Below are 15,427 nucleotides of genomic sequence, written 5' to 3'. Positions count from 1 at the left end.
ACCTCTGGTGCTCTGGCTTCCTCCGTTGTTTTTGAATGAATGGTTGACTGACCGTTTGGAAATCCAATGGTTCTGCGCATTGAACGATAAATGATGGGGCTGTTTTGCCGATCTGTCAATCGGTAGGGTCCATTGGGGATGAGGAGACCGCCGGCCGCCACCGGTGAAACGCGTAGAAAATGGTCCCGCCGACCAGGGCGGCGCCGGCGCTGAACAGAAAAAGATCCGCGCTGTTGCCGGGCGAGTGGAGCACCCCGCTGACAAAAAAACCCACGGTGAGCCCGAGGCCGTAAGTGACGGCATTGTTCAGGGCCTGCCCCAGGGTTTTCTCGGCCGGCGGGGCCAGTTCGTCCATGTAGAGAATCCCGGCCATGTGAAAGGCGCCGTAAGTGATGGCATGGAGCAGTTGACTGGCCAGAATTACCGGGGTCGAACGGGTGGTGAAGAGGATTCCCCAACGCACGGCGGCCACAAAAAAGGAGAACACCAGCACCCGTTTGAATGAGAAACGGGCAAACAGGCGCCCGGAATGGATCATGACCACCACTTCCGCCCCCGACGCCAGCGCCCAGCAGAGTCCGATAAAACCGCCGCCATGCCCCAGCTCGGCCAGATGGATGGAGAAAAAGCCGTAGTAGGCCCCGTGGCTGACCAGCATGAGAAAGGCACACACCAGAAAGACCAGCGTGGGTGCGGAGAGAAGTCGGGTGTCGGCGGACACCGAGACCGGGGGCCGGGCTGTGGCGCGGGGGATGCTGAAGGCCGCCAGGGCCTGAACCAGCGAGAAGGCCAGGACCAGGAACAGGATGATGCGCATGGCAAAACGATCGATCAGCGCCCCCAGCACCACGACCACCGCGATGAAGGCAATCGACCCCCACGCCCGGGTTCGGCCATAGTGGTTTTTGGTGCGTCCGAGCACATCCATGGCAAACGCTTCGAGAAAAGCGATCAGCGGCGCATAAAACGCACCGTGAACGATGGTAATGGCCAGCATGCAGCGAAAATCGGTGGTCAACAGGAAAAGGGACCAGAGCGCCGTGCTGGCAAGGCTGCAAAACAGGTAGATGGGCCGTCGCAGCCCTCGGCGGTCGGCCAGAATGCTCCAGAAAAGCGAAAACCCGATCAGCACCATGGAGCGAACCGCCGAGAGGGTGCCGATCTGGAATCCGCTGAAACCGATCTTCAGGCAATAGAGGTTGAAATAGGGCAAGAAAACGCCCATGGCACCGAAGTATAGAAAATACTGGACGCCGATGGTGGTCTTATTGGATATCATCCACGAATCCGTTTTACTTCATGACAGTCATCAGCAGAATGGCAATCTGGAAGTAGAGCGAGATGCCCACCGCATCGATGACCGTGGCGATGAAAGGGCCGGCGGTGAGCGCCGGATCCAGCCGCAGTTTTTTGAGCACCAGTGGCATCAGGGCACCGGTGAGGTTGGCGGTGAGCAGCGTCGCCAGAAGCGCCACGCCCACCGTCCAGCCCAGCAACATGTTCTGATCCTGAAGGTAGACCCGAAAATAGGCCATCAGGCCCAATGTGATGCCCAGGGCCAGCCCCATGAACAGTTCCCGCCGGAAAACCCGCAGAAAGTCGCCGGGCCCCACTTCGCCCAGGGCCAGGGCGCGCACCACCATGGTTGCCGACTGGGTACCGGCATTGCCGCAGGTCCCCGTGACCATGGGAATGAAAAAGGCCAGGGCTACCATCTGGTGGATCACCGCACTGTTCATTTCCATGATCGTGGTGGACAGCAGCGAGGTAAACAGCAGCACGGCCAGCCACAGAAACCGGCTCCAAAAAAGTTGCGGCAAGGGCCGCTTGAAGTAGCCCTCGTCAAAGGGCACCACGGCGGAGATTCGCTGAAAGTCTTCGGTGTTTTCCGCCTCCATGATGTCGATCACATCATCGACGGTGATGATGCCCAGCAACCGGTTGTCGCCGTCCACCACCGGAACAGCCAAAAGATCGTATTTGGCAATTACCGCCGCCACGTCCTCTTCGGCCATGTCATGGGGCACGCTGATCACGCGGGTCTGCATGATGGCATCCAGGGTGATCCGGGGTTTGGACATGATCAGGTCGCGCAGGGAGAGAATCCCCAGGAGCCGCCGCTGACTGTCGGTGATATGGATGGTATAAATGGTCTCCTTGTTGGGCGCCTGCAGGCGCATCTGTTCCAGGGCCTCGGCTACGGTAACGTGCTGGGGCAGCACGGCATACTCCGTGGTCATGGCCGCCCCGGCCGTTCCTTCCGCGTAGTTCCACAGCCGGCGGATATCGTTGCGTTCGGCCTGGGCGATGAGGGGCATGATGGCCTCGCGCACGTCCTCATCCACGGCCTTGAGCAGATCCACCCGATCGTCGGGCTCCATGTTCTCGACAAAGCGCAGCATGGTCTGGGCATGGGTCGCCTCCAGACAGGCCTGCTGGGTTTCGATATCCAGCTGGGCAAAGGCATCACAGGATTTGTGGTTGCCAATCTGGAACAGGATCTCCACCAGCTGCGACGGTGAGCAGCCGCTGGTCTCCAGGGCCTCGGCAATATCCGACGGGTGCAGGTTTTTCAGGGCGTCGATGGTCGTTCGCGGCAACTGGGTGCCGGAGCAATCGGCCAGACGTTCAATTTCAAGGGCAAGGATCATGGGGCGCCTCCTTCAGATCATGCAACCGGCATCCGGCCGGCATGACATCAGGCGCCTGGAATCAACGCATGAAAAATGCGGTCAACAGGGGGGCGTTCAATGCATGGGGCCGGGCAACCCCGTTTCGGGAGCCGGCAAATTGGGTGTTCAGCGTAGCGGTGTGACTACTGCCAGGTCCTGCGTCATCCATAAAACGTTCCTTTGGTGTGGGTTTCCTGGGGCCCGGAATCGATCTTTTCTCATTTCCCGGGACCGGAATTTGCCGCCAACCTAATGCAAGCGCCGGCAAATAGCAAGTGGATTTCCTCAAAAATGCCGGACCGCCGCCGGGAACCCACCCGGTAATAGGAATTGACGAAAGGTTTTGTTTACCGATAACCTAGTCTTTGAATACATTGAAAAATGAGAGATGGAGGAGAATCGATGAACGATCACGGATGGATCTTCCGGTGGAGCGCCGGATTGCTGGTTTGCGCGGCCATTACCGGATGCGTTCAGTCACCGATGCCCGGCCCCGCCGCCAACAGCGGAGCGACCATGGCAACAATGCAAAACGCAGGCGAAGCCCTCAATCAACTGGCAGCCGACATGGCGGCCGCCCGCAACGCCCACCTGGACCTGCTTTCACCGGGCTGGTTCGAAAAGGCGGCCCGGGCCTTTGCCGATGCCCGGAAGCGGTCCGAAAAAGGCCAGCCGGCCGCCAATGTTGAAGAGGCCATACGCATTGCCAGGGCCCATTTGCGCAAGGCCGAAGTGGTGGCCACGGTTTCGCGAACCACCCTGGCGGATGTTCTGGGGGCCCGCGAAAAGGCCGGAGACGCCGGCGCGACCCAATATGAGAAAGCCTACCGCCAGGCGGAAGATGATTTTATGGACCTGGCCCGGGCCATCGAACGGGACAATCTGCCGTATGTGGAGAAAAACCGCGATGCGGTCGTCAACGGCTATCGCCAGCTGGAAGTCCGCGCCATCAAAGCAAAAACCCTGGGGACGGTGCACACGCGCATCGCCCAGGCCAAGGCCGCCGGTTCCCGCCGCATGGCCCCCCAGACCTACGAACAGGCCATCCAGTCCCTTAACACCGCCGATGCCTTTATCGCGGCCAACCCGCATGCCAGGACGGAAATTCGGACCAAGGCCGCCAATGCCCTTTTTCAGGCCAATCGCCTCATGGCGGTCACCGACGCGGCCAAGCGGTTTAAAACCATGGCACCCGAAGAGACCGCCCTGCTGCTGGAAACCTATCTGCACAGCATTACCGCCGAACTGGACGCCTCGGACATGCGCGACCAGGATCTGCAAACCCAGCTGGACAACATCGTGGGGCTGGTGGCCGCACTGAAAAATGATCGCGGCTTTCTCTCCGAACAGAACAAAACCCTCCAGACGGAGATGGAGACCCTGAGGGAAGAGAGCCAGGCCAGGATCGATGCCCTGCACATGCAACTGGCCATTTTGGAGGGCAAAAGTCGCGAGGACCAGATGGCCAAAGAGCGCATTTCACGGCAGCGCATGGCGGCCGAACAGCGCCTGGCGGCGGAAAGGAAATTCAACCAGCTCTACGCGGCCGTTCAGGATTACTTTCAAAGCGATGAAGCCGAGGTTTACAAACAAGACAATCAGGTGGTGATTCGCCTCAAAGCCATGCAATTTCCGGTGGGCAAAAGCAAAATCATGCCGGCCAACTATCCGCTCCTGGGAAAGGCCCAGAAGGCGATCCGCACATTCGAAGCGCCCCGGGTCACCGTTGAGGGCCATACCGACGCCACCGGTTCCGACGAGGGCAACATGCGGCTTTCCCAGAAGCGCGCCGATGCGGTTCGCGACTACCTGATCAACAACCAGACCCTGCCGGCGGACCGCATCACCGCCGTGGGATACGGCGCCAAGCGTCCGCTGGCCTCCAACAAGACCGCGGCCGGCCGGGCCATGAACCGGCGGATTGATATTTTGATCATCCACCAGGAAAAACCCATTTGATCGGTTCAGCCATCGCGGAGGCGATCCGCTATGGGTGCGCGACAATCATGCCGGGTGTCATTGGGCCACCGACGCAGCGATGTCTTTTTTCCGGGTGGACGTCTTGCCGCCAAAAATTTTTTGGGTGAGTTTGTAAAGGTTCGGACTGGTACACACTTCATAGTATTTGCGGTGGGTCAGGTTAAGCTGGCTGAGATCTTTGGGATTAACCGACGGCACCTCGGCCTCGCGCAATACCAGGCGCTGGTAACGTCCGGTTTTGGTGGGAAATTTGCCCGTATAAAGGCGCACTTTCTCCAGCCCCAGATCGGGGATGTCGCCGTAATACGGCTTGAGGTCAATCTCCTGGGAGAGTTTGCGGAATCCGGCCTCGTTCAGCTCGATACCGTTGATGTTGTAACGCAGCAGGATATCGTCGGCCGTCTGCTTCATCTCCTCATCCGTGACACTCTGGAAAACGAAAAGATTGAAGGGGCTGATGTTTTTGCGGATAATGCGCCGGACCGACTTGTGGCAGCCGGAGAGCCGGTCGGCCAGGTTGATGGCCGGAGAAATCATGATCCGGTTGTCCCCATCGAAGAGGAAGGTGGGAGAGTCCGCCCGATGGCAGATCCCGATCCCCAGCTCCAGGATCGGCAGCTGATGGGCCTGGCTTTTCTTGTTGTATCGGTTGATGATCATCAGCATGTTGAGAGCCATGCCACAGGCCCGGGCCACGCTGTACCAGCCGCTGGGCGTATCTTCGCGCTCAAAAATGGCCAGAATGATGGCATCCCCCTCGATAAATACCTTATGGGCATCGTACTCGGCAAGGATGTCGGTAATCGGATCGAAGAAATTGAGGCTGAAATAGGAGGCCGGATTGAGGCCACGGGCGTTCATCTGGTGAGTGATATCCGTCGACCCGCGCAGGTCGGCCTTGATGATGGTATGGTTGATGATCGGTTTCTCACCCATCTCCTGTTCATGGGGCAGCAGGAATTCGTAAAGGGTGCGGTTGGCCTTGGAGAGCGTCAGGATCTTTTTATCGGTCACCAGATTGATGCGTTCCGATGCCCGCCGATAAACGTTGAAACAGCAATAATCCCGGTGGTACCGGAAAAAAGCCCTCAGGAAGCGGACCAGGTAGGCCTTTTTGCGGCGGGTTCCCATGCGCTCCATCTGGACCACCTTGCGGTTGAGCGGCCACAGGCGGAAGGTTTTGCCATACAGTTTTTTAAGCCGTTTGAGGCGGCTGCGGATCAGCTTGCGGCTTTTTGGGGCAATCAGATACTGAAGCACCTGCTGGGGAATCAGCGGCGGGCAATAGTCCCGATACATGGGTTGCATTTCGTACGAGGCGGTAATGCGCTCCATGAGACCGGTGCGGGAGAACTGCTGGAAAAAATAGCCCGTCAGCAGGCGTTGATGCTTCAGGCGCAGGCGGTGATTTCCTATGGTCTGTTTGTCCGCCTGCTCCCGCTTGAGGGTTTTGAGCTGTGTTTTGGTCAGATCCTGGTTAAGCAGCAGGTCGATGTTGCCGGGGTGCCGGATCCATTGGTCGATCTTTTGCAGTTGGAATTTCCTGGCCTCTTTATCCTCCGGCAGCTCGGCGGCGCTGATTTCCCGGCGGCGCCGGTCCAGCGACCAATGGACGGCGGCGGATTCCTCCATATCCAGAAAAGCGAAAATGCTGCGCAGCACACTGAGCAGCACTTCGTAACGGTCCGGGTCGTCCACCCGGCGGCCCAGGCAGAGGTCATACTCCTCGATCATAAAATAGTCGTTAAACGGATTGTCCCGGTGGACAATGGGATTGCTGAGCAGATCGAAGAGAAAAGGCAGGTCCTGGCCGAAAACCGCCTCGCGCATTTCACGGATGTCGGTCTCGCGGATCTCTTTGAAATAGTCGCACAGTTCGAGCCCCACTTTCTGCTGTACCGGTTCCCGGATCGCCAGCACATGCGCCAGGTCGTCCTTGAGCTTGAGCCCCAGTTTCGGGTCCTCTTGGTGCGCCAGATCGGTTTTGCGAATGGTGTTTTTGCAATAGCTGATCAACAGGTCGTACTGCCTGCGGATCTCTTCATGGAGCATGCTGAGAATGGCGATCTGGGCGAGAAAATCGACCTGCATTTCTTTTGCGGCCCGGGCTTTGTTGACCGCGTCGGTCATGATCTGGCCATACAAATGGCGAAAATTCTCCTGCTCTTTGGCAAGGGCGCTGAGGCGCACTTTCTCGGGACGCGTCCAGATCCCGGTTTCGCGTTCAATGAGCAGTGCCGCCAGCTTGGCCGTTGTGTTGCAGAAAGTGGGACTCAGGCGAACATCGCAACGAATATTGTCGACGCCCAACACCAGGCGGTCCAGCGAAAAATCCGTGGAATAGGCGGCCAACGGGAAATCGTTGAGTCCGGGCAAACGGGGTTGGTATTTAAAAAAGTCGAATATCACGCGCGCGTTTCCGTCCGCTGGTGAAAAAAGGAGGCCTTGCGAATCAACCCTTTGTTACCTTTACCATTTGGCATGGTCGGTGTCCACAGGTTTAACCGCCGGCCATCGCATATAACCTTGGTATGTGATGTGCTTTACAGGGCGATCACGTACGGATCGTTACTATGATCCAAATCGAAATCGCTATCGAAATCGAAATCGAAAAGAAATGGGACGTAGACAAGCAGACTGGATGTTTGGCGACTTGCGATCAATGATAATCGACGCCATGGGAAACTGGAAAACCGGGAACCAACTATCGCCCTTTTGGCAACCAGTGATTCCAATATACATCGTCGATTTCGATCCCGATCCCGATTTCGATTTCGATAAACATAAACCTGAGTTACATGCGATTGCGCTGAGGTTTAACCGCCGGCCGGCGGGTGTACCGCTGGCCATCACCCGTTTCAGAGAAATCGGGGAACGCCGGCTGGACAAGCCATCCGGCAACCGATAAAGTGCGCCAAGCGGTCCACAACGGACCCAGTCGACCATACGGGGGAGGCCATCCATGACGACGATTCTGATTACCAATGCCATGACGGTCAATGAAGGCCGATCGGTTTTTCAAGATGTACTGATCCGAGGCGGCCGTATCGATACCCTGGCCACGAACCTGTCCGGCAGAAGGGTGGACCGGATCATCGATGCCGACGGGCGGGCGCTGCTGCCGGGAATGATCGACGACCAGGTTCATTTCCGCCAACCCGGACTGACCCACAAGGGGGATATCGCCTCGGAATCTAAGGCCGCGGTGGCCGGCGGGATCACCAGTTACATGGAGATGCCCAACACCTCGCCCTCGACCACCACCATCGAACGCCTGGAGGAGAAGCACCGCATTGCCGCTCAGGGCTCGTTTGCCAACTACAGTTTCTACCTGGGCGGCGCCAACGACAACATCGAAGTGATCAAAGGCCTCGATCCGAAATCGGCCTGTGGGGTCAAGGTGTTCATGGGTGCCTCGACCGGCAACATGCTGGTGGACGACCCCGACGCCCTGGAGCAAATTTTTACCCACAGTCCGGTGATCGTGGCCACCCATTGCGAGCACAGTCCCACCATCGAAGCGGCCACCCGGCACTATCAGGCGATCCATGGCAAGGATATCCCCGTCTCCCTGCATCCGGCCATCCGCAGTGAAGCGGCCTGTTATCGGTCCAGCCGGCAGGCCGTCGAACTGGCCCGGCGTTGCAACACCCGTCTGCACGTGCTGCATTTGAGCACGGCAAAGGAACTGGAACTTTTTTCCGGTCAGCCCCTGGACGAAAAACGCATTACTGCCGAGGTGTGCGTTCACCACCTCTTTTTCTCGGATGCGGACTACGCGGCCAAGGGAACCCTGATCAAATGCAACCCGGCCATCAAGACGGCCCAGGACCAAAGCGGCCTCCTGACGGCCCTGCGGGACGGCGTTATTGACGTGGTGGGTACGGACCACGCTCCGCACACCCTGGCGGAAAAGCAGCAGCCCTATCTCAAGGCGCCGTCGGGCCTTCCCCTGGCGCAGCACGCCCTGGTCTGCCTGCTGGAGCATGTCCACGACGGGGTACTGACGCTGGAAACGGTGGTGGAACGTACGGCCCACGCGCCGGCCCGGCTGTTCGACGTGCAAGAACGCGGATATTTGAGGGAAGGGTACTGGGCCGACCTGGTGCTGGTGGACCTGAACCGGCCCACGCGGGTGGATGACCAGCCGGTTCATTACCGCTGCGGGTGGAGCCCCTTTGCCGGCCGCACCTTTCGATCGACGGTTGTGGCCACCGTTGTTTCCGGCCACCTGACTTACATGGAAGGAACCATCGATCCGCTGCCGGCGGGACAGCGGCTGGAGTTTGATCGATAACTGGGCTCGCTCGCGGCCAAGGCCAAATGTCAATTGAAGGATGGGGGGCAATTCAAAAGATCGCGGCCATGGGCCGCTCCTACAGATTCCGGAGAAGCCTTGACCTTCCTTAAATCGGCAGCATGCCTTCATTTGGCATTTTTAATTGGGCATTTGACACATTCGCCCATAGTTGGGGGCCGGGGCACTCCTAAAAAAAGTTTAATACCCCGTGTTCCCGAAGGATATTGATCCCGATGGCCAGCAGGACGATGCCGCCGGTCATTTCGGCCCACCGGCTCAGCATGGCCACGCTGCCGATCACCTTGCCCAGGTGCATGCCCGCCGTGGTGAAGGCGCCGGCCACCACGCCGATAATCAGGGCCGGCGTCCAGATGGAGACATTGATCATGGAGAGGCTCAGCCCCACGGCCAGGGCGTCGATGCTGGTGGCCACGGAGAGCATCACCATGGTCAGGCCCCGGGTGGGGTCCTTGGCGTCCTCCCCGCCATGATCGCCCTTGAACGCCGAGCGCAGCATGCCCTGAGCCACGAAGGCCAGCAGGGCAAAGGCAATCCAGTGGTCGTACGCCTCGATGCGGCTTCTCACGGTCAGACCGGCGCTCCAGCCGATGACCGGCATCATGGCCTGAAACAGTCCGAAATGCCAGGCCAGGCGGAAGGTCTGACGCGGGCTGACCGACTTGAGGGCCACACCGGTGGCAATGGAAACGGCAAAGGCATCCATGGCCAGGGCCACGGCCAACAGCAGAATGTTGATGGGTTCCAAGGCGATGGGTTCCTGTTCGTTGGGGCCGGATTTGGCTGGGAAAGGATAACCCGGAGCAACGGTCGCCAGATTCGAAAATTCTGGTGAACATAAAGACGATCCGGCACCCAGCCTGTTTCACGGCAGGGCGCCGGATCGGATGGTGGTTAGGCGGCTACCGCTGGGCGGAACGAGGTGCCTTTCCGGCGAGCGGGTTGTACAGCTTCATGATGGCCAGCTTCATCACGTCCAGGGTTTTCGTGTCGGCGATAATACCCAGCAGTGTCGTTTCGGCTGCTTCAGGAAGAACGCAGGCGTTGGCGTCATTGAAGGTGAGATCCGCAAAGCCCTTGACCAGTTTTTTTTGCTCTTTCTTGCTCATTTCCACCTGGATCGCCTCTTTCCCATCAACGGTCGCGATCTTGTCTGCCAGACCGGCATCGGTAATGGTGGCCTTTTTCGTATCATCCAGAAACACATTAATGTAATAGTCTGCCATGGGGTCCCCTTTCTTTCCTTTTTTTAAAGTCGGTTGTTGGCGTTTGGACTGAGGTTTAAGTAGTTTCCTTTATTTGAAAACGAAAATTAGGTCAACTATTGAGAGTTGTTTTACCAGCACTTTTCCGCTTTCGGGTAGCTGCCCAGAAGTTTGACGAAAACGGCGTGCAGGGTCAACTCACCGATGGCCGACTTGACCTCGGACTGGTCGATGCCGGCCTCGAAAGCGGCATAGAAGACGTATTCCCACGGATTTTCCGGTATCGGCCGGGACTCCAGTTTGCTCAGGTTGAGTTTGTACTTCTGGAAAATCTTTAAACAATCCAACAGCGCGCCGGGATAGTGGCGGGTCTTGAAGGCCACCGTGGTTTTGCCGGTGACCAGGTCCTCGGGTACGCTTTCTTTTTTGGCGATGACAAAAAAACGGGTCGTGTTGGAGGTGTTGGACTGGATGTCGCTGGCCAGGATCTGCATATCATAGATTTCGGCGCACAGTTCCGAGGCGATGGCGGCGCAATCCACGCGATCTCCCTCGGCCACTGCCTGGGCCGCCCCGGCCGTGTCATAGGTGGGCATCATCTTAATGTTCTGGGACTTGAGGAACTCCTTGCACTGCTTGAGGGCGTGGGGATGGGAAAAGGCCTGGGTAATATCCTCGAGCCGGGCCCCCTTCTTGGCAAGCAGGGTGTGCCGGATGGGCAGGTAGACCTCGGCAATGACGAACACCTCGTTGGCAAAAAGCAAATCGTAATTTTCCACCACGCTGCCGGCAATGGTGTTTTCCACGGGAATCAGCCCAAAGGTGACCGCACCACTGTTCACCGCATCGAACACGTCGTCAAAGGCATCGCAGCCCACCGATTCAACATCCTTGCCGAAATGGCTGTGTAGGGCCATTTCACTGTATGCCCCGCGTATTCCCTGGAATGCAATTTTCATCCGTCTAACCTTTCGTGAATGCCGGTCATGGCATCGATGAATGCCTGGCGCGTGGGTCGGGCATATGGGTTGTAAGTATGCATGTCTTCAAAAAGCTGCCAGGTGTCGTGGCTGACCACGCCCAGGATGTGCATGAGACGCTTGTATCCTTCCGTGTCGATGTCCAGGTCGCGGGCACCGAAAGCCGACAGGGAGCGGCCGATGAAATGGGTCAGGGAGAGGCTGACGGCAATCTTTTCGTCATGTTCCTCGGCCGTGGTGCGGATCACCACCAGCCCCTTGCTCTCCAGCCAGCGCCGGATGCGGTCGTAGTGATCCTCGGCAATCCGCTCGGGACAGAGGACGATCTTGCGGCCCTGAAGCGAATCGGCGGCACTGTCTGGCCCGAACATGGGGTGGGTGGGCAGGATCGAGACCCCTTCGGGAAGCAGCTCCCGCATCCACTGCACCGGATAAACCTTGACCGAGCAGACATCCATCACCAGAGTACCTGGCCGCAGCAGCGGCGCCACCCGGCGCAGGGTGTCGCGCATGGCCGAAATGGGCATGCACAGGATCACGACCTTCTGGCTACAGGCGGTCTCGAAGGGCACCGACCGGGCGCCGCAGGCGTCGATGGCCGCCCGCTGATCGCTGCGGGTGGCCACGGCCACGGAAAAGTCCTTGGCCAGGTAGTGGGCGGTCAACCTGCCGAAACGCCCGAAACCGATAATACCGATACTGCTCATAACACCTCACGAATTCGTTTGAACGCCTCAATCAGTTGTTCTTCCGGAGCTGCGAAACAGATGCGCACATGCCCGTCCACGCCGAAATCCTCACCGGGAACCATGGCCACGCCGGTTTTCTCCAGAATGCGGGCGGCAAAGTCACCGGAGGTCTCTCCCGGCTGAAGATGGCCGCGGACATCCGCGAAAAGGTAAAAGGCGCCCCCGGGACGGATGCAGGCAAACAGCCCCTCGATCTCTTTCAGGGCCAGATCCCGCTTGCCTTCCAGTTCTTCGCGCCGCCGGCGCAGGAGGCCGTCGTCCATGGAAAGGGCCGCCAGGGCGCCGTGCTGGGCGAACGTGCAGACGTTGCCGGTCAGGTGGCTGTGCAGCCGGATCATGGCCGCGGCCACATCCGCCGGGGCAACGGCGTAGCCGATGCGAAAGCCGGTCATGGCGTAGTGCTTGGAAAAGCTGCGCGTCACGATCAGCCGTTCCCGGACCAAAGGCAGGTCGTAAAGCGAAACCGGCGAGCGGCCATCGTAGACGAAGAAATCGTAGGCTTCGTCGGCCACCAGATAGAGGTCGCGGTCCGCGGCCAACCGGGCGATTGTTTCCAGGGCCTCCCGGGGGTAGACCGCACCGGTGGGGTTGTTGGGGGAATTGATCAGGATCGCCCGGGTGCGGCCGGAAATGGCGGTGGTAATGGCGTTCATGTCCAGTTGATGATCGATGGTGGGAACGAACACCGGCTCGCCGCCGGCCAGGCGGACCTGGGCGGAGAAGCTTACCCAGCAGGGCAGGGGGATGATCACCTGGTCGCCCGGATCCAAAAGGGTCTGGAAAATGCTATACAGGGCCTGTTTGGATCCGTTGAAAACGACAATGTTGTCCGCGCGGCAACCGTCCAGCCGGTCGGCCAGGGCTGTCCGCAGGCCGGTCAGGCCGGGGATTTCGCTGTAGCGGGTTTCCTGCCGGTCCAGGGCGGCTTTGGTGGCCGCGATCACCGGTGCCGGGGTGTCGAACGACGGTTCGCCGATGGCCAGGCTGATGACCGAACGTCCCTGCCGCCGCATCTCGGCCATCAGGGGAATGAAGCGTGCCGTTCGGGAGCCTTCGATTTCCTGTACGCGTTTGGAGAGTCTCACGGTGTCAGTCTCCCCCCAGCCTGGACCGGCGCAGATGATCAAAGCCCATGATGGCCTTCTGGCGCAAGGCGCCGTCCGCCAGGACCAGGGCGGCCATGGTCTCCACGATGGGCACGGCCCGTGGCACCACGCAGGGATCGTGACGTCCCTTGGCCTCCAGGACCACCGGGTTGCCGTCGAAATCGACGGTTTTTTGGGGCAGGCCGATGGTGGCCGGCGGTTTGAAGGCCACCCGGAAGACGATGGGTTCGCCGTTGGCGATCCCCCCCTGGATGCCGCCGCTGTTGTTGGTCACGGTGCCCAGGCGCCCCTCGGCAGCCCGGAAAGGGTCGTTGTGGGCCGACCCGCGCAGGCGGGTGCCGGCAAACCCCGATCCGATTTCGAAGCCCTTGGTGGCCGGAATGGAGAGCATGGCCTGGGCCAGCCGGGCCTCGAGTTTGTCGAAAACCGGTTCGCCCCAGCCGGCCGGCACGTTCCGGCAGACGCAGGTAACGATGCCGCCGACGCTGTCCTTCTCCTCCTTGACCTGGGCCACCAGCGCCTCCATGCGGCGGGCGGCATCGGGGTCCGGGCAGCGGACCGGATTGGTGTCGACCATATCCCGGGTGATGGTATGCACGTCGGCCTCGGCCGCGGCAATGGTGTTCACCGCGCTGACCCAGGCGACGATCTCGATTCCACAGCCCAGGCGCAGGATCTTTTCGGCCACGGCACCGGCCGCCACCCGGCCGATGGTCTCACGGGCGCTGGCGCGACCGCCGCCGGACGAGGCGCGGATCCCGTACTTCATCTGGTAGGTGTAATCCGCATGGGAGGGCCGGGGGATCTTGCTCATCTCGCGGTAATCCCCGGGCCGCTGATCCTTGTTGTATACGATCAGCCCGATGGGCGTTCCCAGGGTGAGTCCGTTTTCCACACCGGAAAAGATGGTCACCTGGTCGGCCTCCTGGCGGTCGGTGGTCAGCCGGCTCTGGCCCGGCCGCCGCCGGTCCAGCTGCGGCTGGATATCGCTTTCGTCCAGGGGCATGCCCGGGGGGCAGCCGTCCAGGATCGACCCCACCCCCTTGCAGTGGGATTCGCCGAAGGTGGACACATTCAATAGCGTTCCGAAGCGACTGGACATGGTTTTCCTCCAATAACCGGCGGATTACCGCCTGAAAAAATCGTTACTCGGCACGGAGCTGTTCCCATACCTGCCAGAAGTCAGGAAAGGATTTTTCCACACAGCCCGGGTCGGCAATTTTCACCCCCGGCACCACCAGCCCGGCCATGGCAAAACTCATGGCCATGCGATGGTCGTCGTAGGTGTCAATCTCGGCCCCCCGGGGACGGCCACCGGTCACCCGCAGGCTGTCGGCGTCGGCCACGGCGTCAATGCCCATCTTCTTCAGCTCGTTGCAGGTGGCGGTGAGCCGGTCGCTCTCCTTGGCCTTGAGGTGCGAAACGTTCTCGATCACCGTGGTCCCTTCGGCGAAGGCCGCCACCACTGCCAGGGTGGGCACCATATCGGGCATGTCGGCCATGTCCACGGTGACGGCCCGCAGGTGCCCACCGGTTACCGTGATCCCGTCGGCCGCGTGCACCACGTGGCAGCCCATGCGCTCGAAAACCTGCGCCAGGCCCACGTCGCCCTGGCTGGATGCCGTCGACACCCCGCCCACCGTGACGCTGCCGCCGGTGATGGCCGCCGCCCCCCAGAAATAACCGGCCTGGGAAGCATCCGGCTCCACCGTATAGTCTCCGGCCCGGTATGTCTGACCACCGGGAACGTCAAAGCGGGTGTAACCGTCGCGCCGGACCTGGATGCCGAAACGCGCCAGGATGTCCACGGTCATGTCCACATAGGGACGCGAGACCGGGCCGTGGGAAACCGTGATGGTCATCCCGTCCCGGGTGCACGGCGCCATGAGCAGCAGGGCGGAGAGGAACTGGCTGCTTACGCTGCAGTTGATGGCGACCGACCCGCCGCTCGCCTGGCCGCCCGGAATTTCCACCGGAGGGCAGCCGGCGGTCTCCAGCGCCCGGGCGGCAATGCCCAGACCGTTGAGGGCATCCAGCAGATGGCCGATGGGCCGGTGGTACATCCGCGGGGTGCCGGTCAGGGTGTAGACACCCTCTCCCAGGGCGGCCACACCGGCCAAAAGACGCATGGAGGTTCCCGAATTGGCCAGATAGATCGGGTCGGCGCAAGGTTTGAAGCGGCCGCCGAGCCCCTGGATCACGATGTGGCTTTCCCGGTCGTCGACCGTCGCGCCCAGCTTTTCCAGGGCGGCGAGGGTCAACAGGGTGTCCTGGCTGCGCAGGGGATCACGCACGGTACTGGTGCCGTCGGCCAAAGCCGCGGCTATGAGGGTGCGGTGGGTGTAGCTCTTGGAGCCCGGTACACGAATCCGGCAGCGGCCGATGGGATGGGGCTTGATTTCAATCATGGTTTTTTC

14 protein-coding genes are annotated in these 15,427 nt (G+C 60.1%); 3 read left to right on the top strand and 11 right to left on the bottom strand.

The genetic code is table 11. The features are described from left to right. Positions 1 to 115: 115 nt before the first annotated feature. The 3 genes from GN112_RS18830 to GN112_RS34895 form a co-directional block, all read right to left on the bottom strand. Positions 116 to 1,279 carry an MFS transporter gene (locus GN112_RS18830; protein ID WP_155311632.1) on the bottom strand — a complete coding sequence of 388 codons (1,164 nt, stop codon included), beginning with the start codon at positions 1,277 to 1,279 and terminating at the stop codon, positions 116 to 118. 13 nt (positions 1,280 to 1,292) lie between these two features. Continuing rightward, positions 1,293 to 2,651, bottom strand: a complete 1,359-nt coding sequence (mgtE, locus tag GN112_RS18825) for a magnesium transporter (protein ID WP_155311631.1) — start codon at positions 2,649 to 2,651, stop codon at positions 1,293 to 1,295. Positions 2,652 to 2,712: 61 nt separating this feature from the next. Continuing rightward, entirely contained in the window at positions 2,713 to 2,841 is a 129-nt protein-coding gene (locus GN112_RS34895; protein ID WP_269434930.1) for a hypothetical protein, read from the bottom strand. 233 nt (positions 2,842 to 3,074) lie between these two features. On the opposite strand from GN112_RS34895, the gene GN112_RS18820 reads away from it, so the two are divergent. Beyond that, positions 3,075 to 4,631, top strand: coding sequence for an OmpA family protein (locus GN112_RS18820; protein WP_162459006.1), 1,557 nt, complete (start codon positions 3,075 to 3,077; stop codon positions 4,629 to 4,631). Positions 4,632 to 4,688: 57 nt separating this feature from the next. On the opposite strand, the gene GN112_RS18815 is transcribed toward GN112_RS18820, so the two are convergent. Beyond that, positions 4,689 to 7,061: a nucleotidyl cyclase domain-containing protein gene (locus GN112_RS18815; protein ID WP_155311629.1), complete on the bottom strand. Its 2,373-nt coding sequence runs from the start codon at positions 7,059 to 7,061 to the stop codon at positions 4,689 to 4,691. Positions 7,062 to 7,269: 208 nt separating this feature from the next. Here GN112_RS18815 and GN112_RS18810 point away from each other — a divergent pair, with 208 nt between their 5' ends. Together GN112_RS18810 and GN112_RS18805 are read left to right on the top strand one after the other, a co-directional pair. After that, positions 7,270 to 7,560 (top strand): hypothetical protein, encoded by a 291-nt coding sequence (locus GN112_RS18810; protein WP_155311628.1) that lies wholly within the window; start codon positions 7,270 to 7,272, stop codon positions 7,558 to 7,560. A 54-nt stretch (positions 7,561 to 7,614) separates the two neighbouring features. Further along, positions 7,615 to 8,949, top strand: a complete 1,335-nt coding sequence (locus tag GN112_RS18805) for a dihydroorotase (RefSeq protein WP_155311627.1) — start codon at positions 7,615 to 7,617, stop codon at positions 8,947 to 8,949. A 190-nt stretch (positions 8,950 to 9,139) separates the two neighbouring features. On the opposite strand, the gene GN112_RS18800 is transcribed toward GN112_RS18805, so the two are convergent. From GN112_RS18800 to aroA, 7 genes are all read right to left on the bottom strand, one after another. Continuing rightward, positions 9,140 to 9,718: a manganese efflux pump MntP gene (locus tag GN112_RS18800; RefSeq protein ID WP_231717064.1), complete on the bottom strand. Its 579-nt coding sequence runs from the start codon at positions 9,716 to 9,718 to the stop codon at positions 9,140 to 9,142. 154 nt (positions 9,719 to 9,872) lie between these two features. Further along, positions 9,873 to 10,196 carry a DUF6955 family protein gene (locus GN112_RS18795; protein ID WP_155311626.1) on the bottom strand — a complete coding sequence of 108 codons (324 nt, stop codon included), beginning with the start codon at positions 10,194 to 10,196 and terminating at the stop codon, positions 9,873 to 9,875. A 110-nt stretch (positions 10,197 to 10,306) separates the two neighbouring features. After that, entirely contained in the window at positions 10,307 to 11,134 is an 828-nt protein-coding gene (gene pheA / locus GN112_RS18790; protein ID WP_155311625.1) for a prephenate dehydratase, read from the bottom strand. Then, the gene (locus GN112_RS18785) at positions 11,131 to 11,862 is read right to left on the bottom strand and encodes a prephenate dehydrogenase/arogenate dehydrogenase family protein (protein ID WP_155311624.1); all 732 of its coding nucleotides are present in this window, start codon (positions 11,860 to 11,862) and stop codon (positions 11,131 to 11,133) included. Before GN112_RS18785 ends, pheA begins: the two co-directional genes overlap by 4 nt. Continuing rightward, positions 11,859 to 12,989 (bottom strand): pyridoxal phosphate-dependent aminotransferase, encoded by a 1,131-nt coding sequence (locus GN112_RS18780; protein ID WP_155311623.1) that lies wholly within the window; start codon positions 12,987 to 12,989, stop codon positions 11,859 to 11,861. The genes GN112_RS18785 and GN112_RS18780 overlap by 4 nt, the downstream gene beginning before the upstream one ends. A 4-nt stretch (positions 12,990 to 12,993) precedes the next feature. Further along, complete coding sequence (gene aroC, locus GN112_RS18775) at positions 12,994 to 14,112, bottom strand: chorismate synthase (RefSeq protein WP_155311622.1); 1,119 nt, start codon at positions 14,110 to 14,112, stop codon at positions 12,994 to 12,996. A 43-nt stretch (positions 14,113 to 14,155) separates the two neighbouring features. Next, positions 14,156 to 15,418 carry a 3-phosphoshikimate 1-carboxyvinyltransferase gene (aroA, locus tag GN112_RS18770; RefSeq protein WP_155311621.1) on the bottom strand — a complete coding sequence of 421 codons (1,263 nt, stop codon included), beginning with the start codon at positions 15,416 to 15,418 and terminating at the stop codon, positions 14,156 to 14,158. Positions 15,419 to 15,427 lie beyond the last annotated feature (9 nt).

The organism is Desulfosarcina ovata subsp. ovata (assembly GCF_009689005.1).
GTDB classification, from domain to species: domain Bacteria; phylum Desulfobacterota; class Desulfobacteria; order Desulfobacterales; family Desulfosarcinaceae; genus Desulfosarcina; species Desulfosarcina ovata.
This window is presented reverse-complemented; position numbering and strand designations above follow the sequence as displayed.

What these genes read in the sequence shown, in the direction of transcription:
- GN112_RS18830 (WP_155311632.1), bottom strand. Translation starts at nt 1,279, where the DNA reads ATGATATCCAATAAGACCACCATCGGCGTCCAGTATTTTCTATACTTC.
- mgtE (WP_155311631.1), bottom strand. Translation starts at nt 2,651, where the DNA reads ATGATCCTTGCCCTTGAAATTGAACGTCTGGCCGATTGCTCCGGCACC.
- GN112_RS34895 (WP_269434930.1), bottom strand. Translation starts at nt 2,841, where the DNA reads ATGGATGACGCAGGACCTGGCAGTAGTCACACCGCTACGCTGAACACC.
- GN112_RS18820 (WP_162459006.1), top strand. Translation starts at nt 3,075, where the DNA reads ATGAACGATCACGGATGGATCTTCCGGTGGAGCGCCGGATTGCTGGTT.
- GN112_RS18810 (WP_155311628.1), top strand. Translation starts at nt 7,270, where the DNA reads ATGGGACGTAGACAAGCAGACTGGATGTTTGGCGACTTGCGATCAATG.
- GN112_RS18805 (WP_155311627.1), top strand. Translation starts at nt 7,615, where the DNA reads ATGACGACGATTCTGATTACCAATGCCATGACGGTCAATGAAGGCCGA.
- GN112_RS18795 (WP_155311626.1), bottom strand. Translation starts at nt 10,196, where the DNA reads ATGGCAGACTATTACATTAATGTGTTTCTGGATGATACGAAAAAGGCC.
- pheA (WP_155311625.1), bottom strand. Translation starts at nt 11,134, where the DNA reads ATGAAAATTGCATTCCAGGGAATACGCGGGGCATACAGTGAAATGGCC.
- GN112_RS18785 (WP_155311624.1), bottom strand. Translation starts at nt 11,862, where the DNA reads ATGAGCAGTATCGGTATTATCGGTTTCGGGCGTTTCGGCAGGTTGACC.
- aroC (WP_155311622.1), bottom strand. Translation starts at nt 14,112, where the DNA reads ATGTCCAGTCGCTTCGGAACGCTATTGAATGTGTCCACCTTCGGCGAA.
- aroA (WP_155311621.1), bottom strand. Translation starts at nt 15,418, where the DNA reads ATGATTGAAATCAAGCCCCATCCCATCGGCCGCTGCCGGATTCGTGTA.